The organism is Streptococcus sp. 'group B', assembly GCF_002073795.1.
Classification (GTDB): domain Bacteria; phylum Bacillota; class Bacilli; order Lactobacillales; family Streptococcaceae; genus Streptococcus; species Streptococcus agalactiae.
Genome location: NZ_CP020432.1, coordinates 1,001,381 through 1,028,212 on the forward strand (window position 1 = coordinate 1,001,381; position 26,832 = coordinate 1,028,212).

The window sequence follows — 26,832 nt, forward strand, 5'->3', positions numbered from 1 at the left end:
TAATTTTAAGCTTGACATGGAACGGGTTCCAGCATTTATACTGATTTCAGAAGAAGAGAGGTATTTTTTATGACTATCAAACGTATTTTTTGTGACATGGATGGTACACTATTAAATAGTGAAGGACAAGTGAGTAAAAGTAACGCTACCTTAATACGTGAGGCAGCGATTCCAGTAACTTTAGTGTCTGCTAGGGCACCTATGGAAATGAAGGATGCCGTAGATGCACTTCAATTAGGAGGAGTCCAAGTTGCTTTTAATGGAGGATTGATTTATAGAATAGGAGATAATAATCAAGTTCTACCTATTCATACACAAATCATTAAAAAAAGCACAGTAAAACAATTGCTAAGAGGAATACGGTTCCATTTTCCTCAAGTTAGTTTATCTTATTACGATCTTAATAACTGGTATTGTGATAAAATAGATGAAGGAATCCGATACGAACATAGTTTAACTCAACAATGCCCAACGTTTATTCATAATGAGGATCAGTTTTTAGAAGGTCACACAAATACTTTTAAAATTATGATGATTACTTTCGATGAAGCAAATATGCTAGAATTAGAAAAATATCTTCAAAGTTTGGAGTTACCAGAAATCACTATTCAACGTTCAGGTAAAGCGTATCTTGAAATTACACATCTCTTAGCCAAAAAATCTAAAGGAATTGCTTACATCCTTCAAAAAGAGCAGTTAGCTAGAGAAGAAACGGCTGCATTTGGAGATGGACATAATGATTTGCCTATGCTTGAAATGGTAGGTTACCCTATTGTTATGGATAATGCTTTTGATGATATCAAAGCGATAGCATATCAACTAACTAAGTCTAATGATGAAGACGGAGTGGGATATGGGATTCAAAAATTTTTAAAGTAGGAGCCTTATAATGACAAGTATTAGTGATATAGCTAAAAAGGCAGGTGTTGCTAAATCAACGGTTTCCCGTGTTATCAATCATCACCCACATGTTTCTGATGAGACGCGACAAAAAGTAATGGCTCTTATCACCGAATTGGATTATATACCAAATCAACTAGCGCGGGATTTAAGTCGAGGCAAAACACAAAAAATAGGTGTCGTCATTCCCCACACGCGCCATCCTTATTTTACACAATTAATAAATGGCCTATTAGATGCTGCTAAAACTACCGACTATCAACTTGTTGTGATGCCTTCGGATTACAACCAAGAATTAGAACTTTCCTACTTGAAACAGCTCAAGATGGAAGCTATTGATGCTTTAATATTCACTTCAAGAGCAATTAGCCTCGACATTATTGAAACTTATGCAAAATATGGACGAATAGTAGTTTGTGAAAAATTGCAGGAATATAATCATCTATCCTCTGCTTACCTTGATCGCTATTCTTCATTTCTAGAGGCATTTTCTGATATGAAGTTACGAGGTTTGGAGCACTTAGTTTTATTATTTTCAAGGAATAATGAATCCTCTGCTACCTATCAATCCGCATTATTAGCTTATCAAGAGGTCTATGGGCAACTATCCTCTCCATATATGGTAGTTGGGAATGTTCATGACTTTAATGATGGACTAAATTTATCTTATCAATTGGTAAAAGAAGTTAGTATAGATGGTATATTAGCTACAAGTGATGAAGTTGCGGCAGGGCTAATAAAAGGTTATGAAGAAAGTAGGAAAAAATGTCCTTATATTATTGGTCAGGAATGTTTATTAGTTGGGCAACTTTTGAAACTCCCAACAATTGACCACAAATCCTATTATTTAGGGAAATTAGCTTTTAAACAGGCTTTAGCTGAAAAGATTAGTCAAGAAGTTTTATTCTCAGAGTTTTTATCTCAAGATAATTAGTCATTCAAAAGTAATAGAAAAAAGGTTTCCAACTAAACTTGATTGGAAACCTTTTTATTTAATGATTGATAATTTTAAGCATTTGTTTGAAAGCAGTCTCTGCTTCAGGAATCGGTAAGACTGGATAAACGTGGTTCATTTTTTGACCAACGATATAGTGGTGTTTAATGTTTTCTTTTGCTAATTTTTGATGTAATAATTGATTATCGGGGTAGAAAATATCGTGCGTTCCTATAAAAAATGATATTGGAGCCATCTTGTTAAATTGGCTACTGTAAAGAGGACTAACTTGAGGATTTTTAAAATTCTTTTTTCCATTTGCCCAGTAAGGAGCTACTTGTTGTAATTGCCAAGCTTTAAGAAGGGGATCTTTTTTTTGAACTTTTTCAATCTTTGGATTATTAGTAGCAATATCTAACCATGGTGATATTAAAATAATTTCTTTTGGTTGTTTGATATGCTCCGTGACAAGGTTATCAGCAATACCTAAAGCAAGGCCTCCGCCTGCACTTTCACCTACTAGGATAATCTGTTTGTGAGATGTGACGCTAGCTAATGTATTTTGGTATAATTTTTTAATTTTGGGGATAGCATCACTATAATTATATGTAGGAGCTTTAGGGTAAATAGGAAAGACAACTTTTGCATCTAATTTTTTAGCTAGTTTATTGACAAAAATATATTGTAATTCGGAAGCTTGATGGATATATGATCCTCCATGAACATAGAAGATAACCTTTTGCTTAGGATTATTTTTATCATTCCAAGTGAATGTTTGCATGCCATCAGTAGCAGTAATTTCTACCTTTTCATTATTTAATGCCTGAGGAATGTCTACAGGAAGAACATTACGTTTAGCTACCTTAGTTAAGTAATTTTGGTATTCTTTAATGGTTTGAGGCTTAATCTGATTTACCACAGGTAGAGTTTTTTCAATAGTATTGCTAGTTAGGGATCTTTTTTCAACAATATGCGTGTAAGCATATGCTCCCATAAAAATGGCAAAAAAGATTAGAAGTAGTAGTACAATAAGTTTTCGATAGTTTTTCATGATTATCCTTTTGTAATTGAGCTCGTCATGCTAAAAATGATTAGTTGTTATTCTATAATAAAGTAGATACGAAAACAAGAAAATAATGCTATAAAATTTCAACCTATTATAATTTTTTGCTGATAGTACGTATGAACCTTTAATTTGCTAAAATAGAAGAGAGGAGAGTGTTATTATGTTTCACAGAGAAGATTTTTCAAAAGCATTATTAAAAAAAGCTTTGCAGCCCGGTATGAGAGTTATGGATATTGGTTGTGGTAGTGGGGAATTAACGCGTTTGGCTGCTGATATCGTTGGTAAAGAAGGTGATGTTGTAGGAATTGATATTAATGAGCAACTTTTATGGCAAGCTAGACATGATAATGGCTATGCTAATGTTAGTTATCAAAATGCAGATTTAGCAGCACTTTCCTCCTTTGAAACAAAAAGTTTTGATGCTATTATTGGACGTCGTGTATTAATGTATCAAAAAAATCCAAAGAAAGTAATAGAAAGTTTAACACCTTTGTTAAAGCAAAATGGTTTTTATGTTTTTCAAGAAAGTGATGCAATGTGTTTAGAACTAGCTAAGCCTAGCTTTGTAAATATGAATAAAATACAATCACTAATCTGGCAAACTGTTGAGAAGGAAGGAGGACACATTCATATTGGAAGTCAACTTGAGCAATTAATGTTAGAAGCAGGCTTAATCGTTGACCATTTTGTATCAGAAAATGTCATTCAAACGTCACAAACTGGTACAGATCTATCTTGGCTACTAAATATCATGAAAGAAAGAATACAAAAATATAGTGACCTTCAGGGGTTAGAAGATGTCAATTTACAAAAAGAATTAGAAGAGAATAATGACCATTTTATCCGAGATTGTCAATTTGGAATTATTTCTCATAGAGTTGATGAATGATTTTAAGTATTATTTGACACCTTGAAAAGTTTCCTTATGGTATAATAAGGAATATGATTGCGATTGAAGAAATTGGGAGAATTACCCCAGATAATTTAGGGTTAGTAACTGTTTTAGCAGGAGAAGATTTAGGGCAATATGCTCAGATGAAAGAGAAGCTATTTCAGGTAATTGGATTCAATAAAGACGATTTAGCCTATTCTTATTTTGATTTAAGTGAAGAAGAATATCAAAATGCGGAATTAGACTTAGAAAGTTTACCTTTTTTATCAGACTACAAGGTTGTTATTTTTGATCAGTTTCAAGATATTACAACTGATAAAAAAACTTATTTAGATGAACAAGCAATGAAGCGCTTGGAAGCCTACTTGCAGAATCCTGTAGATACTACGAGACTTGTTATTTGTGCTCCAGGAAAACTTGATGGAAAACGTCGACTTGTAAAGTTATTGAAACGTGATGCTCGTGTTTTAGAGGCTAATACTTTAAAAGAATCAGATTTAAAGACGTATTTTCAAAAATATGCTCACCAAGAAGGATTAGTTTTTGAAGCAGGTGTTTTTGATGAGTTATTGATTAAGTCTAACTATGATTTTAGTGATACTTTAACTAATATCGCTTTCTTAAAGTCATATAAAACAGACGGTCATATTTCGTCTAATGATGTTAGAGAGGCTATCCCTAAAAGCCTGCAAGATAATATATTTGATTTGACTCAAGATGTCTTACTTGGTAGGATAGATTTAGCGCGTGATTTAGTAAGAGATTTACGTCTACAAGGCGAAGACGAAATCAAATTGATTGCAATCATGTTAGGACAGTTTCGGATGTTTTTGCAAGTTAAAATATTGGCTAGTAAAGGAAAGTCAGAGAGTCAAATTGTTTCTGAACTATCCCATTACATAGGACGTAAAATCAACCCTTATCAAGTAAAATTTGCTGTCAGAGATTCTAGAAACCTTCCCCTTGCTTTTTTAAAAGAAGCGATTAGGATTTTAATCGAGACTGACTATGCTATTAAAAGAGGGACTTATGATAAGGATTATCTCTTTGATTTAGCCTTATTAAAAATTGCTCATAAAAAGCCCTAATTAAAGAAACAAAAGAGTTGAAAGCTGTTCCAAATTCCTATAGAATAAGGGTAACAATAGATGAAAAGAGGATTTCGACATGGCAATTATTTTACCAGATTTACCCTATGCATATGATGCGCTTGAGCCACATATTGATGCTGAGACAATGACACTACATCATGATAAGCACCATGCAACTTATGTTGCTAATGCAAATGCTGCTCTTGAGAAACATCCTGAAATTGGAGAAGACTTAGAGGCGCTCTTAGCTGATGTTTCTCAAATTCCAGAAGATATTCGTCAGGCAGTCATCAATAACGGTGGTGGACATCTTAACCACGCTCTTTTCTGGGAATTGATGTCACCAGAAGAAACTCAAATTTCACAAGAGTTATCTGAAGACATTGATGCAACTTTTGGTTCATTTGAAGACTTTAAAGCTGCTTTCACAGCAGCAGCAACAGGACGTTTTGGTTCAGGTTGGGCTTGGCTTGTTGTTAATGCTGAAGGCAAACTTGAAGTGCTTTCAACTGCCAATCAAGATACTCCAATTATGGAAGGTAAGAAACCTATTTTAGGACTTGATGTATGGGAGCATGCTTATTACTTAAACTATCGTAATGTTCGTCCTAACTACATCAAAGCTTTCTTTGAAATTATTAACTGGAATAAAGTAAATGAACTTTACCAAGCTGCTAAAGCTTAATAAAAAAACGAGTCGATAGGCTCGTTTTTTTATTATTCTAAAAGTTGATAATGTTTTTAAAAGTCTAGAAATCCAAACTCAGATAGAACTAGAACAGTCCTATTATCTTCAATTAAGCGAATAAGTTTATTGAAAGCGCTTGACAAGATTAGTAAGAAATGATAAAATTAAGACGTTTTCAGGTGTTATTATTTAAGGTAAGCAAGCTGATAACAGATAAAATTGCATAATAAAGGATGTTATCACATTTTGTGAGCAGGGACCTATTCAACGACGACTTTTTGTTGTGTCTTGGATGGGTCATTTTTTATTGTGCGAGTGAAGGACTAGGACTTTAATGATTATAAAACGCGTATTAAATCATAATGCAGTCATATCAGTAACACATCAAGGATTAGATGTGTTACTGATGGGGAAAGGAATTGCATTTAAGAAAAGAATAGGTGATAGGATTAATAGCGATGCTATTGAGAAGTCATTTGTTTTAAAAAATAGTGATAACATGAACCGTTTTACGGAGTTATTTATTACTGTTCCAGAAGAAGTAGTTGCATGTTCAGAACGAATTATCAACCTAGGTAAAATCAAATTGGGTAAGAACTTAGATGAAATTCTTTATATCAATTTGACAGATCATATTCATTCGGCTATTGAAAGACATGAACAAAGAATGGTTATCCAAAATCCACTAAGGTTGGAAATCCAGCGTTACTATCCTGATGAATACTCCATTGGGATGAAGGCTCTGGAACTTATAAAGGATGAATTGGGTATTTGTTTAACAATTGATGAGTCAGCTTTTATTGCTATGCACTTTGTAAATGCTGGATTGGATAATCCGTTTAATGAAGCGCATAAAATCACTGAGATTGTATCTTACATTGAACAGAAAGTAAAAATAGATTTTCGAACAGAACTAGATGAAAGTTCAATTGATTATTATCGTTTCATGACACATACCAAATTATTTGCTCAACGCGTTTTATCAGGAATGAAATACGAAGATGATGATGCTGATTTACTTTTGGTAGTTAAGAAAAAATATCCGAGAGAATATAAATGTGTTAAAGAGATCGGCAACAATATGGCTATCCAATACCAATATCAACTTAATTCAAGTGAACTCCTATATCTGACGGTGCATGTTAAACGATTAGTTAAAAATTTAAAGGAGATATCAGATGACTAAATACCAAGAGACTGCTAAAGCTATTTTAGCAGCAGTAGGGGGAGAAAAAAATATTCAACACGTAACCCACTGTGTGACACGATTACGATTAGTTTTAGACAATGATGAAATTGTCAACGATCAGGTTATTAAAACTATTCCGAATGTTATCGGTGTTATGCGTAAAAATGATCAATACCAAATTATTTTGGGAAATGATGTCAATAATTATTATAATGCTTTTTTGGCCTTAGGTCATTTTGAAAATACTACCAGAGAATTTTCATCACAAAAAAAGAGTTCAATATTTGAGAAATTAATTGAAACGATTGCAGGAGTCATTAAGCCGCTTATACCTGCTCTTCTAGGAGGAGGTATGCTCAAGGTTATAGGTATTTTGCTCCCTATGCTCGGTATAACAAGCTCTAGTTCTCAAACAGTAGCTTTTATCAATTTTTTTGGTGATGCCGCTTATTATTTTATGCCAATAATGATTGCTTATTCAGCTGCGTCACGATTTAAAGTTACACCTGTATTAGCTGCTACAGTAGGAGGGATTCTCTTACACCCTGCTTTTGTGACAATGGTAGCTGAAGGAAAACCATTATCTTTCTTTGGAGCTCCGGTTACACTGGCTAGTTATGGTTCTTCTGTTATTCCAATCTTAATTATGGTTTTTCTTATGCAATACATTGAGAGATGGATTAATAAAATTGTTCCTAGTGTAATGAAGAGCTTTTTACAACCGACTTTGATTATTCTCATTTCTGGCTTTTTAGCCTTAGTGGTCGTGGGGCCACTGGGAGTAATTATTGGTAAAGGATTGTCTAGTGCAATGCTTTCGATTTACCATGTGGCACCATGGTTAGCTTTAGCTATTCTTGGTGCTATTATGCCATTGGTTGTTATGACAGGAATGCACTGGGCATTTGCTCCAATCTTTTTAGCTGCTTCTGTTACGACACCAGATGTTTTGATTTTACCAGCAATGTTAGCTTCTAATTTAGCTCAAGGTGCAGCTTCCCTTGCTGTTGCAGTTAAGGCTAAACAAAAACAGACACGTCAGGTGGCCTTTGCAGCAGGTTTATCAGCACTACTAGCTGGTATCACAGAACCTGCACTTTATGGTGTCACACTGAAATTCAAGAAGCCTTTATACGCTGCAATGATATCAGGTGGTTTAGTAGGAGCTTATATTGGATTAGTTAATATTGCTTCCTATACATTTGTAGTGCCATCTATTATTGGTTTGCCACAATACATCAATCCACAGGGGGGCAATAATTTCAGTAATGCTGTTATTGTAGCAATAGCTACTATTATTTTGACTTTCATTATTACATGGTTCTTGGGAATTGATGAAGGAGAAAACGAAAAAAGTAGTATTAATGCTCAAGAGTACACACATATTAGAAGTGGTTTATCAAAAAAAGAGACATTGTATTCACCTATGGTAGGCAATGTATTACCTTTATCTAAAGTACCCGATGAAACATTTTCATCTAAATTACTAGGTGAAGGTTTAGCAATCACTCCTAGTGTGGGTGAAGTTTATGCACCATTTGATGGTGAAATTATAAGTTTATTTCCTACAAAACATGCCATTGCCTTAAAGGATGATAAGGGAGTTGAAGTGTTAATCCATATTGGAATAGATACTGTAGAACTAAATGGAGAAGGTTTTGAACAATTGGTTAAAGTTGGCGATTTTGTTAAACGAGGACAGTTACTTTTGCGAATGGATATTGATTTTATTAGTTCAAAGGGGTATTCTCTTATTAGTCCAGTTGTAGTTACAAATTCAATTGACCAACTTGAAATTATCGTTAAAGACGAAGAGACAATGGTTACAAATGAAGATGATTTACTTGTAATTCTTTAAAAGGAAGGATGATAATATGACGATTTTTCCTAAACATTTTCTATGGGGAGGTGCAGTTGCTGCCAATCAGGTAGAGGGTGCATTTAGAACAGATGGCAAAGGTTTATCTGTACAAGATGTACTTCCAAATGGTGGTCTAGGCGATTTTACCGCCAAACCTACTCCAGACAATTTGAAGCTAGAAGCAATTGATTTTTATCATAACTATAAAAATGATATAAAACTGTTTGCAGAGATGGGCTTTAAAGTTTTTAGAACCTCTATTGCCTGGTCTCGAATTTTTCCAAATGGTGATGATAGTGCTCCAAACGAAGCTGGCTTACAATTTTATGATAATTTATTTGACGAGTTGCTTAAATATAATATCGAGCCTTTGGTTACCTTATCTCATTATGAAACACCGCTTCATCTTGCAAAGACCTATAATGGTTGGGCTGATAGACGTTTGATAGCATTTTTTGAGAAATTTGCTCAAACAGTCATGGAGCGTTATAAAGATAAGGTAAAATATTGGTTAACTTTTAATGAAGTGAATTCTATTTTACATATGCCTTTCACCAGTGGTGCTATTATGGCCGACAAATCACAACTAAGTCCTCAGGAGCTTTATCAAGCTATTCATCATGAATTAGTAGCATCGGCTAGAGTGACAAAATTAGGGCGTTCTATCAACCCTAATTTTAAAATTGGCTGTATGATTCTGGCTATGCCAGCTTATCCTATGACATCTGATCCAAGAGATGTTCTGGCTGCAAGACAATTTGAACAACATAATCTGCTATTTTCAGATATACATGTCAGAGGTAAATATCCCACTTATATTCAGTCCTATTTCAAAAATAATGGTATTGAAATTAAATTTGAAGAAGGAGATGAGGAAGTATTGGCACAAAATACAGTAGATTTCCTATCGTTTAGTTACTATATGAGCGTGACACAAGCTTATGACTTTGAAAATTATCAAAGTGGTCAGGGAAATATCCTTGGAGGCCTGACTAATCCTTATTTAACAACTTCAGAATGGGTATGGCAAATCGATCCCATAGGGCTACGCCTAGTCTTAAATCAGTATTATGAACGTTATCAGATTCCGTTGTTTATTGTAGAAAATGGATTGGGAGCAAAAGATCAATTGATAGAAACACTAGACGGTGATTATACTGTCGAAGATGATTATCGTATTGATTATATGAATCAACATTTAGTTCAAGTTGCTAAAGCTATTGAAGATGGTGTTGAAATAATGGGATATACATCTTGGGGATGCATTGATTGTGTATCCATGTCTACAGCTCAACTAAGTAAACGTTATGGTCTAATATATGTTGATCGAAATGATGATGGAACAGGGAGTCTACAACGTTACAAGAAGAAGTCATTTGGTTGGTACCAAAAAGTGATTAAGACAAATGGCCAATCATTGTTTGAACATCATAACAGATAACATGTTAAACAACTAGTCTCTGTTTCAATTTAATATAAAAAGGAGTATCCATAGGTTACTCCTTTTTATTATAATTTATGAAGGTAAATATCTTCTGATTTAAGTGCTAGATACAATAAAGTTGCATCCTTAAAGTTTCTTGGATTGAGTTGCGTTGATTCATAAATCTTATTTAACCTATATTGAACAGTATTTTTATGGATAAAAAGTTCCTGACTACATTCTTTTAATGATAGATTATGCTTAAAATATGAGTTAAGCAAGATCTTATCATTTTTAGATAAGTTTACAAGCGCTTTATTTAGCACATATTGTTTAATATTAGAATCAATACTTGTTAATAACAGTTCAAGATCAAGGTCGTCGACGAGGTTGACCTTTTGTTGACCTTTTAAAGCTTTCAGGGCTAAGATAGACGTTTCATATGATCTTTTTAAAAGTGATAAAGATGATTTTTGTCCGATACCAACTTTATAGAGACCCTTTTCGCATTCAAACTTTGATAGGATATTTGGATAATAATAGTCAAACATCTGGTCAGAAAGTAAAAGCCAGTATTGATTGGGATAATTAAAGGTATAAATAGCAGTGTCAAGTTTATCAAAAAAGTTCAAGAGTGACATTTCAGATTGACTTAAGAGTAATTTTTGTTTTTGACTATTGATTTCAAAAGTGAGTAGACGATAGTCAGTTTTTTCTGATAGGTGGTATTGGTTTAAAAATTGATTGAGGTAATAGTAGTCTAACTCTCTGCCTTCAACAAGATGGTGTAAGACAATAGAAGCTTCGTTTTTTCGCCCGAAATCCAGATAATCTAATTCATGCTCTTTTAAGATGAGTCGAGTCATTTTTTGAGCAAGTAAAGCATATTTTCCTACTTGGTTGGGGTTTCCACTAATCCCAATAGTAGCTAATAATTCACAATTATAATAGAAAGGAATATTGATCCCTGCTTGTGTCCCAAAATAAGATTCTTGATCTGTTACTTCAATCATTTGTCCTGTCTGTGCTACTTTTAAACCAATTTCATGGAATTCTCCAACACGTTTTGGATTGGTACTAGCGAAAATGATTCCTTTGGTATTAATAAAATTAATATCTTGTTGACAAACATCTTTGATAGAGGTAACGATTTGTTGTGCGAGTTGTTTTCTTAATTTCATTCAGCTTACCTTTTGTTATATATAACAAATATCATATCATAAAAACGCTAACATTTGTTCTATAGTCTATATTTTTTGTTATTTGATTTTGTTACTATAATTGAGTGATATAAAATAGTGAAAAAATAACAAAGATTCACAAAATATTTTCAAGGAGGTTTTCAAATGAAGGTAGTAGTAGCTATTGATTCTTTGAAAGGGAGTCTTTCTTCTTTAGAAGCTGGCAATGCTATAAAGGAGTCAATTAATGAAGTAATCCCAGGGGCGGATGTGGAAGTACATCCATTAGCAGACGGGGGAGAAGGAACTGTTGAAGCTTTGACGCTAGGTATGGGGGGGACGATCGAAATAATCCCTGTTAAGGGGCCTCTTGGAGAAAAAGTACATGCGAGTTATGGTATTATTCCACAGCGTCAGTTAGCTATTATTGAAATGGCTGCAGCTGCTGGTATTACCCTAATTGCTACTGAAGAGAGAAATCCTCTCCACACAACCACTTATGGAGTTGGAGAAATGATAAATGATGCTATAAGTAAAGGCTGTAGGCACTTTATTATTGGTATTGGAGGTAGTGCTACTAATGATGGTGGGGCAGGTATGCTACAAGCTTTGGGATATGCATTATTAGATAAAGATAATCAAGAAATCAGTTTGGGAGCACAAGGATTGGCAGATTTAAAATCTATCTCTACTGATAAGGTTATTGAGGAATTAAAAGAATGCGATTTTAAAATTGCATGTGATGTAACAAATCCTTTATGTGGTGCTCAAGGTTGTAGTTCGATTTTTGGACCGCAAAAAGGTGCTGATGAAGATATGATTACAAAAATGGATACTTGGTTAAGTAATTATGCTACTTTAGCTACTTCAGTTAGTGAAAAAGCAGATGCAACTATTGAAGGAACAGGTGCAGCGGGTGGGCTTGGATTTGCCTTTTTAGCCTTTACAAATGCCACCTTAGAACCTGGTATTGATATTATTCTATCAGAAATTAACATAGAAAAAGCGATTTCTGAAGCTGATTTAGTAGTTACTGGTGAAGGTCGTTTGGATGGGCAAACGGTGATGGGAAAAGCTCCAATTGGCGTAGCAAAATTAGCTAAAAAATATGGTAAGAAAGTAGTGGCATTCTCTGGATCTGTCACCGAAGATGCTATACTTTGTAATCAACATGGTATTGATGCTTTTTTTCCAATCGTACGACGCCTTATCAGCTTAGATGAGGCTATGTCTAAAGAGGTAGCTTATAAAAATATGAAAGAAACTGCTACTCAAGTCTTTAGATTAATCAATTTGTATAATCATTAATATTGAAAGGAATTCTGATAAATTATGGAAGCTACATTTACAACAACAGGGGCTTTAATAGGATTAGCGCTTGCTATTTTACTGATTATCAAAAAAGTTCATCCTGCCTATAGTCTCATTCTTGGAGCATTAGTTGGTGGTTTGATTGGTGGCGGTGATTTAGTTACAATTGTTAATACTATGGTATTAGGTGCGCAAGGGATGATGTCATCCATATTACGCATTTTAACGTCAGGGATTTTAGCGGGTGCTTTAATTAAAACCGGATCAGCTGAAAAAATTGCAGAAAGTATCATTAAAAAATTAGGACAACAGCGAGCCATCACAGCTTTAGCCATCGCAACAATGATTATTTGTGCAGTAGGTGTCTTTATTGATATTGCAGTTATTACAGTTGCTCCGATTGCATTAGCAATAGGTAAAAAAGCTAATCTTTCTAAATCTAGCATACTGTTAGCAATGATTGGTGGTGGTAAGGCTGGGAATATTATTTCACCCAATCCTAATACAATTGCTGCTTCAGAAGCATTTAAGGTTGATTTAACAAGCTTAATGGTACAAAATATTATTCCTGCAATTGCAGCTTTAGTAGTTACGATTATATTAGCAAAGATTGTTTCCAAGAAAAATAACGATATTTCTTATGATAGTGAGGAGCAAGTGGGCTCTGATCTGCCAGCATTCTTACCGGCTATTTCTGGTCCACTTGTGGTTATCTGCTTATTAGCTCTTCGTCCTTTATTTGGAATCACTATTGATCCCTTGATTGCACTGCCGTTGGGTGGTCTAATTAGTATTTTAGCAACAGGTTACCTAAAAGAAACGGTACCGTTTGTTGAATACGGTTTATCAAAAGTTGTTGGCGTTTCAATTCTTTTGATTGGAACAGGTACACTTTCAGGTATTATTAAAGCATCTAATCTACAATTTGATATGATTCATCTCCTTGAATTTTTAAATATGCCGACCTTTATCCTTGCCCCACTCTCAGGTATTTTTATGGGAGCAGCAACAGCATCAACGACTTCTGGAACAACTATTGCTTCACAAACGTTTGCTGAAACCTTGATTAAATCAGGGGTACCGGCGGTTTCGGGTGCAGCTATGATTCACGCAGGTGCGACTGTTCTGGATTCGCTACCTCATGGATCCTTCTTCCATGCGACAGGCGGAGCTGTCAATATGGCTATAAAAGAACGTATGAAACTAATTAGCTATGAAGCTTTGATTGGATTAACTAGCACAATAGTTGCTGTCGTTTACTATTGTTTCTTTGGGTAAAATTTGGATGAATACGTGATGTTTATTATCACTGTTTGAATAGAATTCTCATTGATTTTTTCTAATTTTCTTACTATAATAAATTAGTAGGAGAGGTGTTGTGAAACAAACAAAGAAAGAATTTATTTTAGGATTAACCATTATTATTACCCTTACTTTATTAATCATGCTGATTTTTTTAGTAATGTTTAATAAGTCCAGTAACTCTAAGTTGAAGCAGACAAAAGATAGAAGAATATTATCTACTTCAACCACAAGGACATCCAGTAGCTCACATGATCAAAAAATTGTAGAAAAGTCTCTTGAAAAAAAGAAAATGGTCATGGAACAAGATATGGAATTGATGAATGCCTATAGGCTCTATTATGATTATGCCCATTTGTCCTTGAAAGAGGTTGTTCTGGCCTATATGTCTGAATATGGCATTGAAAAAAATAGTGTTGCTTTTTCTTATAAAAATTTAAAAACAGGACAAAGGGACGCTATGAATGATACTCAGGCTATGACAGCAGGGAGCACCTATAAGTTACCTCTTAACATGTTGGTAGTAGATGCAGTGGTCAAGGGCAAGTTGTCCATGGAAGAACGCTTTGATATTACCGAGACTGACTATGAATATATTGGTGAACATAATAATTATGTTGCTGCTTTCTCGGGGGCAATGTCTATTGATGATATGCAAAAATACTCTTTAGTTTATTCAGAAAATACACCCGCCTATGCTTTAGCTGAGCGTATTGGTGGCATGGATAGTGCTTATTCAAAGTTTGGTCGTTATGGCCAATCTAAAGGAGACATCAAAAATATACAAAAAAACGGTAATAAAGTGACAACAGATTACTATATTCAAGTGCTAGACTATCTCTGGAAACATCGTAAAAAGTATAATAGTTTAATTACTTATTTAGAAGAAGCTTTTCCAACGGATTATTATCGTGCTTTGATACCATCTGATGTTGTTGTTGCTCAAAAGCCAGGGTATGTCCGTGAGGCGTTGAATGTTGGAGCAATTGTCAAAGAAGAAGTGCCTTATATCGTTGCTATTTATACTGCAGGTTTAGGTGGCTCTACTCAGGAAGATTCAGAAATTAATGGAGTGGGACTATATCAGCTAGAACAATTATGTTTTGTTATTAATCAATGGCATCGTGTTAATATGAATTAGAAATAAATCTATCAAAATAATAAAAACCTCTTAGATTAACTATCTAAGAGGTTTTTATAAATGTGATTTTATAACTTGATTAAGTGAAGAAAGGGCAGAAACAGTTTTTTGATAAGATTCAGGACTAATTTCTGAGAAAAAATACCCGCACGATTGCACCGCATTGACAACGGCATCTTGTGACTCAATACCTTTGTTACTTAGATGAATAATGAGTTGCCTTTTGTCATCTCTTGGTTTTTCTCGTACAATCCACCCACGATTTTCCATACGCTTTAAAACTGGAGTTAGGGTATTCGAATTAAGAGATAGTGCATAACTAAGTTCCTTCATATGCCGATGATCCTCTTCCCAAAGGACTAACAAGATAACGTATTGGAGATAAGTCAATTGAAATTCATCCAAAGCTTTTTGGTAAAATTTATTGAAAAGTCGATGTGTTTCACTAACCGTAAAACATAATCGCTCGTCTAAAATACTTCGATTACTCATTATCATATTGTAGCATTTTGGAGGCGTTATAGTATGTCAATCGTGTTAAAAAACGATAAAACTTTTTCCTAATTGAAAGCCTATTCTTACTTAACAAACATAGCATCACCAAAACTGAAGAAACGATATCGTTCTTCAACTGCATGGTTGTAAGCTTCTAGTACAAAGTCATGTCCAGCAAATGCTGATACTAACATGACAAGAGTAGACTTTGGTAAGTGAAAGTTGGTTGAAAAAGCGTCTACAACCTTGAACTGATAACCAGGCTTGATAAAAATATTTGTCCACCCTGAGTCGGCTTTTAATTCACCATTGAATTTAGAACCAATTGTCTCTAATGTGCGAATAGAAGTTGTACCAACAGCTACAATACGTCCACCAGATTCTTTAACTGCATTGAGAGTATCAGCAGCTTCTTTAGATAATTGGTAAAACTCAGAATGCATTTCGTGTTCATCAAGATTATCAACTGAAACAGGACGGAAAGTTCCAAGTCCAACGTGAAGCGTCAAATAGACAAGCTTCACACCTTTTGTTTCAATTTTTTCCAATAGTTCTTTTGTAAAATGAAGACCGGCTGTTGGTGCAGCAGCAGAACCATTTTCTTTTGCATACACAGTCTGATAGCGGTCACGATCTTCTAGTTTTTCATGAATATATGGCGGAAGTGGCATTTCGCCCAAACTTTCAAGGACTTCTAGAAAAATACCATCATATGAGAATTCTACAATACGCCCACCATGTTCTAATTCCTTTGTGACTGTTGCTATTAACCGACCATCACCAAATGAAACTCTGTTCCCTACGCGTAAGCGTTTAGCGGGTTTAGCAAGCACTTCCCATTGATCGCCCTCTGTATTTTTGAGAAGTAATAACTCTACATGGCCGTGTGTATCTGGCTTTTCACCATAAAGGCGAGCGGGCAGAACACGTGTGTTATTCATTACTAAAGCGTCACCAGGCTTGAGTTCATCTAAGATATGATCGAAATGGCTATCTGTCATCGTCTTATTCTTATGATCAATGACTAATAGTTTAGAAGCGTCTCTTTTTTCAAGTGGTGTTTGGGCAATAAGTTCTTCTGGTAAATAAAAATCAAAATCGTTTGTATTCATGATTTCTCCTATCTATAAGTAAGCTTTTCTATTATATCACGTTCGGTAAAAATGACCCAACTAATCTTCTTATTTAGAATGATTATAAAAAATAATTGTAATCATTCTAAATAAGTGGTATAATAATTGTCAGAAAGTGAGAAGTAGAGAAGATGAAAGAAGCAAAAAATTTTTCCCAACAATTGAATATTTTAAGAGCTGGTGTTCTTGGTGCTAATGATGGTATCATCTCTGTAGCTGGTGTTGTTATTGGTGTTGCGAGTGCAACTCATAACCTTTGGATTATTTTTTTATCAGCAGCTTCCGCGATTTTAGCTGGTGCATTTTCTATGGCTGGCGGGGAGTATGTTAGTGTTTCTACTCAAAAAGATACTGAACAAGCAGCAGTTGCGCGTGAAGAGAAACTACTAGAAAATAATCCAGAACTTGCCAAAAAATCCTTAGTTGATATCTACTTAGCAAAAGGAGAAAGTCACGAACATGCTCAATGGCTAGTTGACAAGGCTTTTTCAAAGAATGCTATTGAGCATTTAGTTGAAGAAAAATATGGTATTGAGTTCGGTGAATATACAAGCCCCTGGCATGCTGCTATATCTAGTTTTATAGCTTTTGCCATCGGATCAATTTTTCCAACTATAACTATTCTGTTATTACCATTTTCGGTACGAATTGTAGGAACGGTAATAATTGTTATTGTTTCACTATTATCAACTGGTTATGTAAGTGCTAAGTTAGGCCAAGCCCCTACAGTACCTGCCATGCGTCGAAATGTGATGATTGGTTGTTTGACAATGTTGGCAACCTATGTCATTGGACAATTATTTTCAATATAAAATATTAATCGTGGAGTTATTGTCTAAACTAGAATGGACAGTAATTCTTTTTAGTTTTATAACGAAATTAAGAAGTTTTTATTGACAAAAATTGGTATATACCATATAATATAATCATAAAGGTCTATACCAAATAAAAGGAGAGTAAACATGAGAGTTATTACAGTTAAGAACGACATTGAGGGGGGAAAAATTGCATTTACTCTTTTAGAAGAGAAAATGAAAACTGGTGCTCAAACTTTAGGATTGGCAACAGGAAGTAGCCCAATCACCTTTTACGAAGAGATTGTAAAAAGTAACCTTGATTTTTCAAATATGGTTTCTATTAACCTTGATGAATATGTTGGAATTGCCGCAAGTAATGATCAAAGTTACTCTTATTTTATGCATAAACATCTTTTTGATGCTAAACCTTTTAAGGAAAATAACCTTCCAAACGGCTTGGCTAAAGATTTGAAAAAAGAAATAAAACGATACGATGCTGTCATAAATGCTAATCCAATTGATTTTCAAATTCTTGGAATTGGTCGTAACGGTCATATTGGTTTTAATGAACCAGGTACACCTTTTGATATTACAACACATGTGGTTGACTTAGCTCCAAGTACAATTGAAGCTAATAGTCGTTTCTTTAATAGTATTGATGATGTACCAAAGCAAGCCTTATCAATGGGTATAGGTTCTATTATGAAATCAAAAACAATCGTATTAGTGGCGTATGGTATTGAAAAAGCAGAAGCGATTGCAAGTATGATTAAAGGACCTATCACAGAAGATATGCCAGCAAGTATCCTCCAAAAACATGATGATGTTGTGATTATTGTGGATGAAGCAGCGGCATCAAAGTTGTAAAGTAAATAATAAAAAAGTAAGGATGAATCTCAATGAGAAAAAATTCATTCTTACTTTTTTATTATGCTTTATTAAATTGTCCAGTCTAAGTTAGGTCCAGCTGGAATAATACCGGTAGGGTTAATGGTTTTATGGCTACCGTAATAGTGTTTTTTGATATGATCAAAATTAATTGTCTCAGCAATTCCAGGTAGGTTGTAAATACGTTTTGTATAATGCCATAAATGTGGGTAATCATGTAGCGCTTTTAAATTACATTTAAAATGACCATAATAAACGGTGTCAAAGCGAACTAAAGTTGTGAAAAGGCGAATATCAGCTTCGGTAAATTGTTCTCCAACAAGATAATGGTTATCAGATAAGTGTTTTTCTAACTGATCTAAAGCTGTGAATAAGGTTTCAACTTCCTTTTGATAAACGTTCTGAGAAGTAGCAAAACCAGCTTTATAGACACCATTATTTATTTTTGGATAAATAAAATTATTCATTTCGTCAATTTGTCCTTGTAAGGAATCGGGATAGTAATCGTCAGTATTTCCAGTAATATGATTAAATGCAGTATTTAACATGCGCATAATTTCAGATGATTCATTGTTAACGATTGTATGGCATTTTTTATCCCAAAGAACAGGGACTGTCACGCGTCCTGTATAATCACTTTGACTTGCTTGATAGATTTGGTAAAGGTATTGGCTTTGGTTAATCATATCAGGAATAACGCCTTTATATTCTTGAAAAGTCCAACCATTCTCCAACATTAAAGGGTTAACAATGGAGATAGAGATATGAGATTCTAGATTTTTAAGCTTTCTCATGATTAATACACGTGATGCCCAAGGGCAGGCTAGTGAAACGTAGAGATGATATCGTCCAGATTCTGCTTTAAAACCTGCATCCCCACTAGGCCCTGCTGAACCATCTTTAGTAACCCAATGACGGAATTGTGTAACGGTTCGGACGAATTTACCACCAGTTGATGCAGTATCATACCATTGATCAACCCATTTGCCATCTACTAAAAGTCCCATGATAATCTCCTTTGTTTTTCTATTACTAATTAGTAGTATAAAGATTTTAAAAGGAATTAGCAAATGTTTAACTTACAGTATGGTAAACTAAGGGTATGCGTTTAGATAAATTATTAGGTCAGGCAGGATTTGGGTCTAGAAATCAGGTTAAGAAATTAATTCGTTCTAGGCAAGTTTCTGTAGATGGTCAAATTGTTACAAAGGATAATGTTATTGTAGATAGTGGTCTACAATCGATTTTTGTAGGAAAAGAGAGAGTCTGCCTAAAAGAAAGTTCTTATTACCTTCTTTATAAGCCATCAGGAGTTGTTTCAGCAGTTAGAGATTCAGAACATAAAACAGTCATAGACTTAATTAGCGAAAAAGATAAGGTGGAGGGATTGTATCCGATTGGTCGTCTAGATCGTGATACGGAAGGGCTTTTAATAATCACGAATAATGGTCCACTGGGTTACCGAATGTTACATCCAAAACACCACGTTGCAAAAACGTATTATGTTGAAGTAAATGGTTTCTTGGAAAGAGATGCTATTACCTTTTTTGAAGAAGGAGTTGTATTTGACGATGGAACAAAGTGTAAACCAGCTGAATTAACGATTGATACGGCTAATAATGACAAAAGTACCGCAAGAATAACTATCACAGAAGGGAAATTTCACCAAGTAAAAAAGATGTTTCTTGCATATGGCGTTAAAGTTATATACTTGAGGCGTATTTCTTTTGGTGACTTGAGGCTTGATATGAATTTGAAACCAGGTCAGTATCGTAGATTGAGAGATTCAGAGGCAGCTATCTTAAAAAGGTATTTAGATTAGTGAAACGACTCACTTGACCTTGCTTAGTATTCTTCATATACTTATAAGTGATTATTTTAAAGGAGAAAACTATTGAATTCAAAACTTTCATTGAAATTGACTATTTTATCGATTTCTATCTTTTTGATGTCTCACTTAGCAATTGCTCCTGCAATTCCTAAATTGTATGCCTTTTACCATACTCAAAACCCTCATATTGGACTAGCTTCAGTAGAGAGTTTAGTTACTATTCCAGCTATGATGATTACTATTTTTGTTATTTTGAGTAATTTTGTAGTCACAAAACTTGGCAAAAAAAACACGGTCTTACTTGGTTTATGTTTAATCTTAATGTCTGGGTTTATCTCATTTTTTACAAGTAATTTTTCACTTGCGATGGCTAGTCGACTACTTTTGGGTATTGGTATTGGTCTCTATAATTCGCTATCAATTAGTATCATAACGGATTTATATGAGGCTGATGAGAGAGCCAGTATGATTGGTCTTAGAACAGCATCACTTAATATCGGTAAAGCCTTAACTACATTTATTGTTGGATTGGTTTTAGCTATTGGTGTGAATTATATTTATTTGGTTTACCTTCTGGTTATTCCTGTTTTCTTTTTCTTTTGGAAAAATGTTCCAGAGGTTGAAAATCAAACACATACCCTTAAAGCTAGTACAACATTTGATACTAAAGCGGCTTTGTTGATGCTCATCACGTTCTTAGTAGGTATTGCTTATATAGGAGCAACTGTCAAAATTCCAACCTTACTAGTGACAAAATATCACTACGCGACGAGCTTCTCTAGTAATATGTTAACTCTCCTTGCTTTTAGTGGTATTTTAGTTGGATCTGTATTTGGAAAATTAGTCAAAGCATTCCAAGAGAAGACGCTATTAATCATGATTCTAGCTATGGGAATAGGTAATGTGCTATTTGCTTTAGCTAATAATCAGATCATTTTTATCGTAGCTAGTATTTTAATAGGAGCTAGTTTTGTTGGCACCATGTCTTCTGTATTCTTTTATATTTCAAAAAACTATGCAAAAGAACATAATAACTTTATCACAAGCCTTGCCTTAACAGCTGGTAATATAGGAGTTATTTTGACACCGCTTATTTTAACGAAACTTCCAAGCCAGCTACATCTGGAACCTTTTATAACACCATTTTTAATAACAAGTGGGCTGATGGTGATTAATGTCTTTGTTTACCTAGTTTTAATGTCAAAAAATAAATAAAAAGTTATCCGAAAGGATAGCTTTTTTCGAATAGTAAAAGTAGGAGAAAAAATGTTAATTGCTAAAGACAAACAAGGAAATTTAATTAATCTACTCGAGTCTCATCCGGGAAAGGGACAGTATTTTTGTCCAACTTGTTGTTCAGCTGTAAGGTTAAAAGCAGGTCGAATCATGAGAAGACACTTTGCACATATTAGTCTAAAAAATTGTCAGTTTCATCATGAAAATGAGTCTAATGAGCACTTGCAATTAAAAGCAAAGTTATATATGAGTTTAAGTAGAGAGAATGAAACTATGCTCGAGCATCATTTGCCAGAAATTAATCAGATTGCAGATTTATTTGTGAATGAGACATTGGCTTTAGAAGTTCAGTGTAGCCGACTATCAGAGCAGCGACTCAGGGAGCGAACAAAAGCATATCTACAGGCAGACTTTCAAGTGAGATGGTTACTAGGGGAAAAACTCTGGTTAAAGCATCGTTTAACAAATCTACATAAACAATTTTTACAATTTTCTCAAAGTATCGGATTTCATATTTGGGAGTTAGATTTGAGGTTAGAAGTACTGAGACTAAAATATTTGATTTACGAAGATTTACGCGGACATGTCTATTACTTAAGTAAAACTTGCCCTCTTAGTGGAGACGTTCTAGCATTTTTGAAGTGGCCATACCAATCAAAAAATCTAAATTTTTATAAGGTTAAACAAGACAGAAATATCAGAGATTATGTGCGTCAGCAGTTACGCTATGGCAATCAATTTTGGTTACGAAAACAAGAAAAGGCCTACCTTTCTGGTCAGAATCTATTAACCCAAGAGCTAATGATGTTTTTTCCTCAAATACAGCCACCACGTGTAGATACTGATTTTTGTCAAATAACAAATTCTCTGACATCGTTTTATCAGAATTTTACAAATTATTATCAAAAAAATAAGAATAACTTGGACCAAACACTTTATCCCCCTGTATTTTATGATAAAATAGTCACTAAGAATTAAACTGGAGGATACAAAATGTCAGACAATCGCTCACATATTGAAGAAAAATACCAATGGGATTTAACTACTGTCTTTGCGACTGATGAGTTATGGGAAACTGAAGTGGTAGAGCTTACTCAAGCCATCGATGACGCAAAGGGTTTTTCAGGTCATCTGTTGGACTCAAGCCAATCTTTATTGGAGATTACGGAGGTTGAACTAGAGTTATCTCGCCGTTTAGAAAAAGTTTATGTCTATGCTTCAATGAAAAATGACCAAGACACCACTGTTGCGAAATATCAAGAATTTCAAGCGAAAGCGACAGCGCTCTATGCAAAATTTAGTGAAACATTTTCGTTTTACGAGCCAGAACTATTGCAACTTTCAGAGTCTGATTACCAGTCATTCCTTTTAGAAATGCCTGACTTGCAAAAATATGATCATTTCTTTGAGAAAATATTTGCAAATAAACCTCATGTCTTATCTCAAAACGAAGAAGAATTGTTAGCTGGTGCTAGTGAGATTTTTGGAGCAGCTGGTGAGACATTTGAAATCCTTGATAATGCAGATATGGTCTTCCCAGTTGTAAAAAATGCAAAAGGTGAGGAAGTTGAGCTTACACATGGTAATTTCATTTCCCTTATGGAATCTAGCGATAGGACGGTTCGAAAAGAAGCATATCAAGCTATGTATAGCACATATGAACAATTCCAGCATACTTACGCTAAAACATTACAAACAAATGTGAAATCTCAAAATTTTAAGGCTCGTGTGCATCATTATCAATCAGCACGCCAATCAGCTCTATCTGCCAATTTTATTCCAGAAGAGGTCTACGAAACTCTAATTAAGACAGTTAATCATCATTTACCGCTCTTACATCGGTATATGAAGTTGCGTCAAAAAGTTCTTGGGCTAGATGATTTGAAGATGTATGACGTATATACACCCCTTTCTCAAATGGATATGAGTTTTACTTATGATGAAGCTCTAAAAAAATCAGAGAAGGTTCTGGCTATTTTTGGCGAAGCATATTCTGAACGTGTTCATCGTGCTTTTACTGAACGTTGGATTGATGTCCATGTTAACAAAGGAAAGAGGTCAGGCGCTTATTCAGGTGGATCTTATGACACTAATGCTTTCATGCTTCTTAACTGGCAAGATACTTTAGACAATCTTTATACGCTGGTGCATGAAACTGGACATAGTCTACACTCGACGTTTACTCGTGAAAATCAACCTTATGTTTATGGTGATTATTCTATTTTCCTAGCTGAAATTGCATCAACAACAAATGAAAATATATTAACAGAAACCCTTTTGAAAGAAGTTAAAGATGATAAAAATCGCTTTGCAATTCTCAATCATTATTTGGACGGTTTCAAAGGAACAATTTTTAGACAAACACAGTTCGCTGAATTCGAACATGCCATTCATGTAGCTGATCAGGAGGGGCAAGTACTAACTAGCGAATACTTAAACAACCTTTACGCTGAGCTTAATGAAAAATATTATGGTTTGACTAAAGAAGATAATCATTTTATTCAATATGAATGGGCAAGAATTCCACACTTTTACTACAATTATTATGTTTTCCAATATGCAACCGGCTTCGCAGCAGCAAATTATTTAGCAGAGCGTATTGTAAACGGTAATCCGGAGGATAAAGAGGCCTACCTAAATTACCTTAAAGCTGGGAATTCAGATTACCCTCTAAACGTCATTGCTAAAGCCGGTGTTGATATGACTAGTGCAGACTATCTGGATGCAGCTTTTAGAGTATTTGAAGAGCGTTTAGTGGAACTGGAAAATCTTGTAACAAAAGGCGTCCATAATGATTAAGTTGAAAATATAGCTATTGAAGTAAAACCAGTCAACTAGACTGGTTTTTGATAGTGATCAGTTATTTTATAGTTTGTTTTGAGAGTGGTTTTGGTAAAGTTAGTTAGTGGAAAACTCAATAGGTGGAAATACCTACCCAAGCTATGATTTTTATGAGACCAAAACTGCTATTGTCAAAAAAGAAGGGAAATAGGATGAAAAAGCTTACTTTTATTTGGGATTTAGATGGGACATTAATAGATTCGTATGTACCAATTATGGAAGCTCTTGAAGAAACCTATCGTCATTTTGGCTTAATATTTGATAAAGAATTAATCCATGAATATATTTTACAGGAATCAGTGGGGCAATTATTGGTAAACCTTTCAGAGGAAGAGCAAATACCTCATGAAAAACTGAAAGCATATTTTACAAAAGAACAAGAAAGTCGAGATTCTAAAATACATTTAATGCCATATGCAAAAGAGATTTTAGAATGGACCAAAGAACAAGATATTCCCAATTTTATGTATACACATAAAGGAGCAAGTACGCATTCAGTGTTGGAAACCTTGCAGATCTCTCATTATTTTGATGAAATTTTAACTGGTGTTTCGGGATTCGAGCGAAAACCACATCCACAAGGGATTAATTATTTAGTTAAACGATATTCTTTAGATAAATCAATGACTTATTACATAGGAGATCGTCCACTAGATTTGGAGGTTGCTCAAAATGCTGGTATAAAATCCATAAACTTAAGGTTAGAGAATTCCAAAGAAAACTATAATATTTCAAGTCTCAAAGATATAATATCACTTGATTTCACTCGTTTGGATTAAATCATTCTCAGAGTTAGACATTTTTTGCTATAATAAAAAAGTTATTATTTAAAATAGAAAAGAGGAGCCAAAAGTGGTTCAATCTTACAGTAAAAATGCTAATCATAATATGCGCCGTCCAGTAGTTAAAGAAGAAATTGTTCAATATATGCGTCAGCACCAAAAACAAAATAATGGCTGTTTAGCAGAGTTAGAAGCATTTGCTAAACAGGAAAATATCCCCATTATACCTCATGAAACAGCGACTTATTTTCGTTTTTTGATGCAAACATTACAACCTAAGCACATTTTAGAAATCGGAACAGCTATTGGTTTTTCGGCCCTTTTGATGGCAGAAAATGCTCCTGAAGCAAAGATAACAACAATCGATCGTAATGAAGAGATGATTGTCTTGGCTAAGGAAAACTTTGCAAAATATGATAATCACAATCAGATAACCCTTTTGGAAGGCGATGCTGTGGATGTGTTACAAACATTGGATAAATCTTACGATTTTGTATTTATGGATTCTGCTAAGTCTAAATATATCGTTTTTTTACCTCAAGTATTAAAGCATTTAGATGTTGGAGGAGTAGTTGTTTTAGATGATATTTTCCAAGGTGGAGATATTGCAAAACCTATCGATGAAGTGAGAAGGGGTCAGCGAACTATCTACCGAGGTCTGCAACGTTTATTTGACTCGACTTTGCAACATCCTGATTTAACTGCTACTTTGGTACCTTTGGGAGATGGTTTATTGATGATTCGTAAAAATGCAGATCATATTGTACTAGAAGATTAAGGCATTTTTAAGAAATTATGATATAATAATGGAGTTAATGACAAAAAGGAGTTATAAATCATGAAAACAAGATCAAAACTTGCAGCAGGCTTTTTGACACTTATGTCAGTTGCCACATTAGCTGCCTGCTCAGGTAAAACATCAAATGGAACAAATGTTGTTACAATGAAGGGCGACACTATTACAGTCTCTGATTTTTATGATCAAGTAAAAACATCAAAAGCTGCACAACAATCAATGCTTACATTGATCCTCTCACGTGTTTTTGATACACAGTATGGTGATAAAGTTTCAGATAAAAAAGTATCAGAAGCTTATAATAAGACAGCTAAAGGCTATGGTAATTCATTTTCAAGCGCACTTTCACAAGCAGGTTTGACTCCGGAAGGTTACAAACAACAAATTCGCACAACTATGCTTGTGGAATATGCTGTAAAAGAAGCAGCTAAGAAAGAATTAACAGAAGCAAACTATAAAGAAGCATATAAAAACTATACTCCTGAAACTTCTGTACAAGTAATCAAATTGGATGCAGAAGATAAAGCTAAATCTGTCCTTAAAGATGTAAAGGCTGATGGAGCTGATTTTGCAAAGATTGCAAAAGAAAAAACAACAGCTACTGATAAAAAAGTTGAGTATAAATTTGATTCTGCAGGGACAAGCCTCCCTAAAGAAGTTATGTCAGCAGCCTTTAAGCTAGATAAAAATGGTGTTTCAGATGTGGTTTCAACGGTTGATTCAACAACTTATAAAACAAGTTACTACATCATTAAAGTAACTGATAAGACAGAGAAAAAATCTGATTGGAAATCTTACAAAAATCGCTTAAAAGAAGTTATTCTTAAGGATAAAACAAGCGATAGATCCTTCCAAAATAAAGTGATTTCAAAAGCCTTAGAAAAAGCTAACGTTAAGATTAAAGATAAAGCATTTGCAGGCATCTTATCACAATATGCTACAACAAGTGGTTCATCATCACTTAAAAAATAGTTGACCAAGTCTTAAAAAGACTGTATAATTAATACTATTGAGAATGAAATTTCAACGATTAGATACAGAAAAGTGACGGTTG

Annotated in this window: 25 protein-coding genes; 20 read left to right on the forward strand and 5 right to left on the reverse strand. The window is 34.3% G+C overall.

What is annotated here, in order from left to right; genetic code table 11:
- Nucleotides 1-69: 69 nt before the first annotated feature.
- Nucleotides 70-879, forward strand: a complete 810-nt coding sequence (locus tag A6J68_RS05515; protein WP_000153219.1) for a Cof-type HAD-IIB family hydrolase — start codon at nucleotides 70-72, stop codon at nucleotides 877-879.
- 10 nt (nucleotides 880-889) lie between these two features.
- On the forward strand, nucleotides 890-1,834 hold the full coding sequence (locus A6J68_RS05520; protein ID WP_000200834.1) for a LacI family DNA-binding transcriptional regulator: 945 nt from the start codon (nucleotides 890-892) through the stop codon (nucleotides 1,832-1,834).
- Nucleotides 1,835-1,892: 58 nt separating this feature from the next.
- Here the strand turns inward: A6J68_RS05520 and A6J68_RS05525 are convergent, their stop codons facing one another.
- Complete coding sequence (locus A6J68_RS05525; protein ID WP_000800989.1) at nucleotides 1,893-2,885, reverse strand: alpha/beta hydrolase fold domain-containing protein; 993 nt, start codon at nucleotides 2,883-2,885, stop codon at nucleotides 1,893-1,895.
- 175 nt (nucleotides 2,886-3,060) lie between these two features.
- On the opposite strand from A6J68_RS05525, the gene A6J68_RS05530 reads away from it, so the two are divergent.
- The 6 genes from A6J68_RS05530 to A6J68_RS05555 all read left to right on the forward strand — a co-directional run bounded on the left by A6J68_RS05530 (nucleotide 3,061) and on the right by A6J68_RS05555 (nucleotide 10,062).
- The gene (locus tag A6J68_RS05530; protein ID WP_000468967.1) at nucleotides 3,061-3,789 is read left to right on the forward strand and encodes a methyltransferase domain-containing protein; all 729 of its coding nucleotides are present in this window, start codon (nucleotides 3,061-3,063) and stop codon (nucleotides 3,787-3,789) included.
- Nucleotides 3,790-3,842: 53 nt separating this feature from the next.
- Complete coding sequence (gene holA, locus A6J68_RS05535; protein ID WP_000560298.1) at nucleotides 3,843-4,880, forward strand: DNA polymerase III subunit delta; 1,038 nt, start codon at nucleotides 3,843-3,845, stop codon at nucleotides 4,878-4,880.
- 79 nt (nucleotides 4,881-4,959) lie between these two features.
- A complete protein-coding gene (gene sodA, locus A6J68_RS05540; RefSeq protein WP_000974717.1) occupies nucleotides 4,960-5,568 on the forward strand; it encodes a superoxide dismutase SodA in 609 nt (202 codons plus the stop codon).
- Nucleotides 5,569-5,905: 337 nt separating this feature from the next.
- Nucleotides 5,906-6,757, forward strand: coding sequence for a BglG family transcription antiterminator LicT (licT, locus tag A6J68_RS05545; protein WP_000584614.1), 852 nt, complete (start codon nucleotides 5,906-5,908; stop codon nucleotides 6,755-6,757).
- The gene (locus tag A6J68_RS05550; protein WP_000170535.1) at nucleotides 6,750-8,618 is read left to right on the forward strand and encodes a PTS beta-glucoside transporter subunit IIBCA; all 1,869 of its coding nucleotides are present in this window, start codon (nucleotides 6,750-6,752) and stop codon (nucleotides 8,616-8,618) included. Before licT ends, A6J68_RS05550 begins: the two co-directional genes overlap by 8 nt.
- A gap of 16 nt (nucleotides 8,619-8,634) precedes the next feature.
- Nucleotides 8,635-10,062 carry a glycoside hydrolase family 1 protein gene (locus A6J68_RS05555; protein WP_000151867.1) on the forward strand — a complete coding sequence of 476 codons (1,428 nt, stop codon included), beginning with the start codon at nucleotides 8,635-8,637 and terminating at the stop codon, nucleotides 10,060-10,062.
- Between the two features lie 68 nt (nucleotides 10,063-10,130).
- On the opposite strand, the gene A6J68_RS05560 is transcribed toward A6J68_RS05555, so the two are convergent.
- A complete protein-coding gene (locus tag A6J68_RS05560; RefSeq protein ID WP_000776698.1) occupies nucleotides 10,131-11,225 on the reverse strand; it encodes a CdaR family transcriptional regulator in 1,095 nt (364 codons plus the stop codon).
- 165 nt (nucleotides 11,226-11,390) lie between these two features.
- On the opposite strand from A6J68_RS05560, the gene A6J68_RS05565 reads away from it, so the two are divergent.
- The 3 genes from A6J68_RS05565 to A6J68_RS05575 all read left to right on the forward strand — a co-directional run bounded on the left by A6J68_RS05565 (nucleotide 11,391) and on the right by A6J68_RS05575 (nucleotide 14,979).
- Nucleotides 11,391-12,533 carry a glycerate kinase gene (locus A6J68_RS05565; protein ID WP_000869897.1) on the forward strand — a complete coding sequence of 381 codons (1,143 nt, stop codon included), beginning with the start codon at nucleotides 11,391-11,393 and terminating at the stop codon, nucleotides 12,531-12,533.
- Nucleotides 12,534-12,557: 24 nt separating this feature from the next.
- Nucleotides 12,558-13,814: a GntP family permease gene (locus A6J68_RS05570; protein ID WP_000388412.1), complete on the forward strand. Its 1,257-nt coding sequence runs from the start codon at nucleotides 12,558-12,560 to the stop codon at nucleotides 13,812-13,814.
- Between the two features lie 100 nt (nucleotides 13,815-13,914).
- Nucleotides 13,915-14,979 (forward strand): serine hydrolase, encoded by a 1,065-nt coding sequence (locus tag A6J68_RS05575; protein WP_000814860.1) that lies wholly within the window; start codon nucleotides 13,915-13,917, stop codon nucleotides 14,977-14,979.
- Nucleotides 14,980-15,033: 54 nt separating this feature from the next.
- On the opposite strand, the gene A6J68_RS11750 is transcribed toward A6J68_RS05575, so the two are convergent.
- Together A6J68_RS11750 and queA are read right to left on the reverse strand one after the other, a co-directional pair.
- On the reverse strand, nucleotides 15,034-15,477 hold the full coding sequence (locus A6J68_RS11750; RefSeq protein WP_000606029.1) for a MarR family winged helix-turn-helix transcriptional regulator: 444 nt from the start codon (nucleotides 15,475-15,477) through the stop codon (nucleotides 15,034-15,036).
- 80 nt (nucleotides 15,478-15,557) lie between these two features.
- Nucleotides 15,558-16,586, reverse strand: a complete 1,029-nt coding sequence (queA, locus tag A6J68_RS05585) for a tRNA preQ1(34) S-adenosylmethionine ribosyltransferase-isomerase QueA (RefSeq protein ID WP_001095267.1) — start codon at nucleotides 16,584-16,586, stop codon at nucleotides 15,558-15,560.
- A 152-nt stretch (nucleotides 16,587-16,738) separates the two neighbouring features.
- Between queA and A6J68_RS05590 the strand changes: the two genes are divergently transcribed.
- On the forward strand, nucleotides 16,739-17,419 hold the full coding sequence (locus tag A6J68_RS05590) for a VIT family protein (protein ID WP_000656582.1): 681 nt from the start codon (nucleotides 16,739-16,741) through the stop codon (nucleotides 17,417-17,419).
- A 150-nt stretch (nucleotides 17,420-17,569) separates the two neighbouring features.
- Nucleotides 17,570-18,271 (forward strand): glucosamine-6-phosphate deaminase, encoded by a 702-nt coding sequence (locus A6J68_RS05595; RefSeq protein WP_001263964.1) that lies wholly within the window; start codon nucleotides 17,570-17,572, stop codon nucleotides 18,269-18,271.
- Between the two features lie 71 nt (nucleotides 18,272-18,342).
- On the opposite strand, the gene A6J68_RS05600 is transcribed toward A6J68_RS05595, so the two are convergent.
- Nucleotides 18,343-19,299 carry a glutathione S-transferase family protein gene (locus A6J68_RS05600; RefSeq protein ID WP_000523782.1) on the reverse strand — a complete coding sequence of 319 codons (957 nt, stop codon included), beginning with the start codon at nucleotides 19,297-19,299 and terminating at the stop codon, nucleotides 18,343-18,345.
- A gap of 95 nt (nucleotides 19,300-19,394) precedes the next feature.
- On the opposite strand from A6J68_RS05600, the gene A6J68_RS05605 reads away from it, so the two are divergent.
- The 7 genes from A6J68_RS05605 (at nucleotide 19,395) to prsA (ending at nucleotide 26,750) form a co-directional block, all read left to right on the forward strand.
- The gene (locus A6J68_RS05605) at nucleotides 19,395-20,114 is read left to right on the forward strand and encodes a 16S rRNA pseudouridine(516) synthase (RefSeq protein WP_001234961.1); all 720 of its coding nucleotides are present in this window, start codon (nucleotides 19,395-19,397) and stop codon (nucleotides 20,112-20,114) included.
- Between the two features lie 72 nt (nucleotides 20,115-20,186).
- Nucleotides 20,187-21,338: an MFS transporter gene (locus A6J68_RS05615; RefSeq protein WP_001086198.1), complete on the forward strand. Its 1,152-nt coding sequence runs from the start codon at nucleotides 20,187-20,189 to the stop codon at nucleotides 21,336-21,338.
- 51 nt (nucleotides 21,339-21,389) lie between these two features.
- Entirely contained in the window at nucleotides 21,390-22,337 is a 948-nt protein-coding gene (locus A6J68_RS05620; RefSeq protein ID WP_000903639.1) for a competence protein CoiA, read from the forward strand.
- Between the two features lie 15 nt (nucleotides 22,338-22,352).
- Entirely contained in the window at nucleotides 22,353-24,158 is a 1,806-nt protein-coding gene (gene pepF, locus A6J68_RS05625; RefSeq protein ID WP_001282899.1) for an oligoendopeptidase F, read from the forward strand.
- Nucleotides 24,159-24,352: 194 nt separating this feature from the next.
- Nucleotides 24,353-24,979, forward strand: coding sequence for an HAD hydrolase-like protein (locus tag A6J68_RS05630; protein WP_000736939.1), 627 nt, complete (start codon nucleotides 24,353-24,355; stop codon nucleotides 24,977-24,979).
- A 73-nt stretch (nucleotides 24,980-25,052) separates the two neighbouring features.
- Nucleotides 25,053-25,760 carry an O-methyltransferase gene (locus A6J68_RS05635; RefSeq protein ID WP_070469373.1) on the forward strand — a complete coding sequence of 236 codons (708 nt, stop codon included), beginning with the start codon at nucleotides 25,053-25,055 and terminating at the stop codon, nucleotides 25,758-25,760.
- Between the two features lie 60 nt (nucleotides 25,761-25,820).
- The gene (gene prsA / locus A6J68_RS05640; RefSeq protein WP_000857818.1) at nucleotides 25,821-26,750 is read left to right on the forward strand and encodes a peptidylprolyl isomerase PrsA; all 930 of its coding nucleotides are present in this window, start codon (nucleotides 25,821-25,823) and stop codon (nucleotides 26,748-26,750) included.
- The last annotated feature ends 82 nt before the right edge of the window (nucleotides 26,751-26,832 follow it).

Bases quoted from the DNA above. Each gene is read 5' to 3' on its own strand.
- pepF (WP_001282899.1), top strand. From the start codon at position 22,353: ATGTCAGACAATCGCTCACATATTGAAGAAAAATACCAATGGGATTTA.
- A6J68_RS11750 (WP_000606029.1), bottom strand. From the start codon at position 15,477: ATGATAATGAGTAATCGAAGTATTTTAGACGAGCGATTATGTTTTACG.
- A6J68_RS05595 (WP_001263964.1), top strand. From the start codon at position 17,570: ATGAGAGTTATTACAGTTAAGAACGACATTGAGGGGGGAAAAATTGCA.
- A6J68_RS05525 (WP_000800989.1), bottom strand. From the start codon at position 2,885: ATGAAAAACTATCGAAAACTTATTGTACTACTACTTCTAATCTTTTTT.
- sodA (WP_000974717.1), top strand. From the start codon at position 4,960: ATGGCAATTATTTTACCAGATTTACCCTATGCATATGATGCGCTTGAG.
- A6J68_RS05515 (WP_000153219.1), top strand. From the start codon at position 70: ATGACTATCAAACGTATTTTTTGTGACATGGATGGTACACTATTAAAT.
- holA (WP_000560298.1), top strand. From the start codon at position 3,843: ATGATTGCGATTGAAGAAATTGGGAGAATTACCCCAGATAATTTAGGG.
- A6J68_RS05530 (WP_000468967.1), top strand. From the start codon at position 3,061: ATGTTTCACAGAGAAGATTTTTCAAAAGCATTATTAAAAAAAGCTTTG.
- A6J68_RS05555 (WP_000151867.1), top strand. From the start codon at position 8,635: ATGACGATTTTTCCTAAACATTTTCTATGGGGAGGTGCAGTTGCTGCC.
- A6J68_RS05520 (WP_000200834.1), top strand. From the start codon at position 890: ATGACAAGTATTAGTGATATAGCTAAAAAGGCAGGTGTTGCTAAATCA.
- A6J68_RS05550 (WP_000170535.1), top strand. From the start codon at position 6,750: ATGACTAAATACCAAGAGACTGCTAAAGCTATTTTAGCAGCAGTAGGG.
- prsA (WP_000857818.1), top strand. From the start codon at position 25,821: ATGAAAACAAGATCAAAACTTGCAGCAGGCTTTTTGACACTTATGTCA.
- A6J68_RS05620 (WP_000903639.1), top strand. From the start codon at position 21,390: ATGTTAATTGCTAAAGACAAACAAGGAAATTTAATTAATCTACTCGAG.
- queA (WP_001095267.1), bottom strand. From the start codon at position 16,586: ATGAATACAAACGATTTTGATTTTTATTTACCAGAAGAACTTATTGCC.
- A6J68_RS05630 (WP_000736939.1), top strand. From the start codon at position 24,353: ATGAAAAAGCTTACTTTTATTTGGGATTTAGATGGGACATTAATAGAT.
- A6J68_RS05565 (WP_000869897.1), top strand. From the start codon at position 11,391: ATGAAGGTAGTAGTAGCTATTGATTCTTTGAAAGGGAGTCTTTCTTCT.
- A6J68_RS05570 (WP_000388412.1), top strand. From the start codon at position 12,558: ATGGAAGCTACATTTACAACAACAGGGGCTTTAATAGGATTAGCGCTT.
- A6J68_RS05590 (WP_000656582.1), top strand. From the start codon at position 16,739: ATGAAAGAAGCAAAAAATTTTTCCCAACAATTGAATATTTTAAGAGCT.
- A6J68_RS05605 (WP_001234961.1), top strand. From the start codon at position 19,395: ATGCGTTTAGATAAATTATTAGGTCAGGCAGGATTTGGGTCTAGAAAT.
- A6J68_RS05560 (WP_000776698.1), bottom strand. From the start codon at position 11,225: ATGAAATTAAGAAAACAACTCGCACAACAAATCGTTACCTCTATCAAA.
- licT (WP_000584614.1), top strand. From the start codon at position 5,906: ATGATTATAAAACGCGTATTAAATCATAATGCAGTCATATCAGTAACA.
- A6J68_RS05600 (WP_000523782.1), bottom strand. From the start codon at position 19,299: ATGGGACTTTTAGTAGATGGCAAATGGGTTGATCAATGGTATGATACT.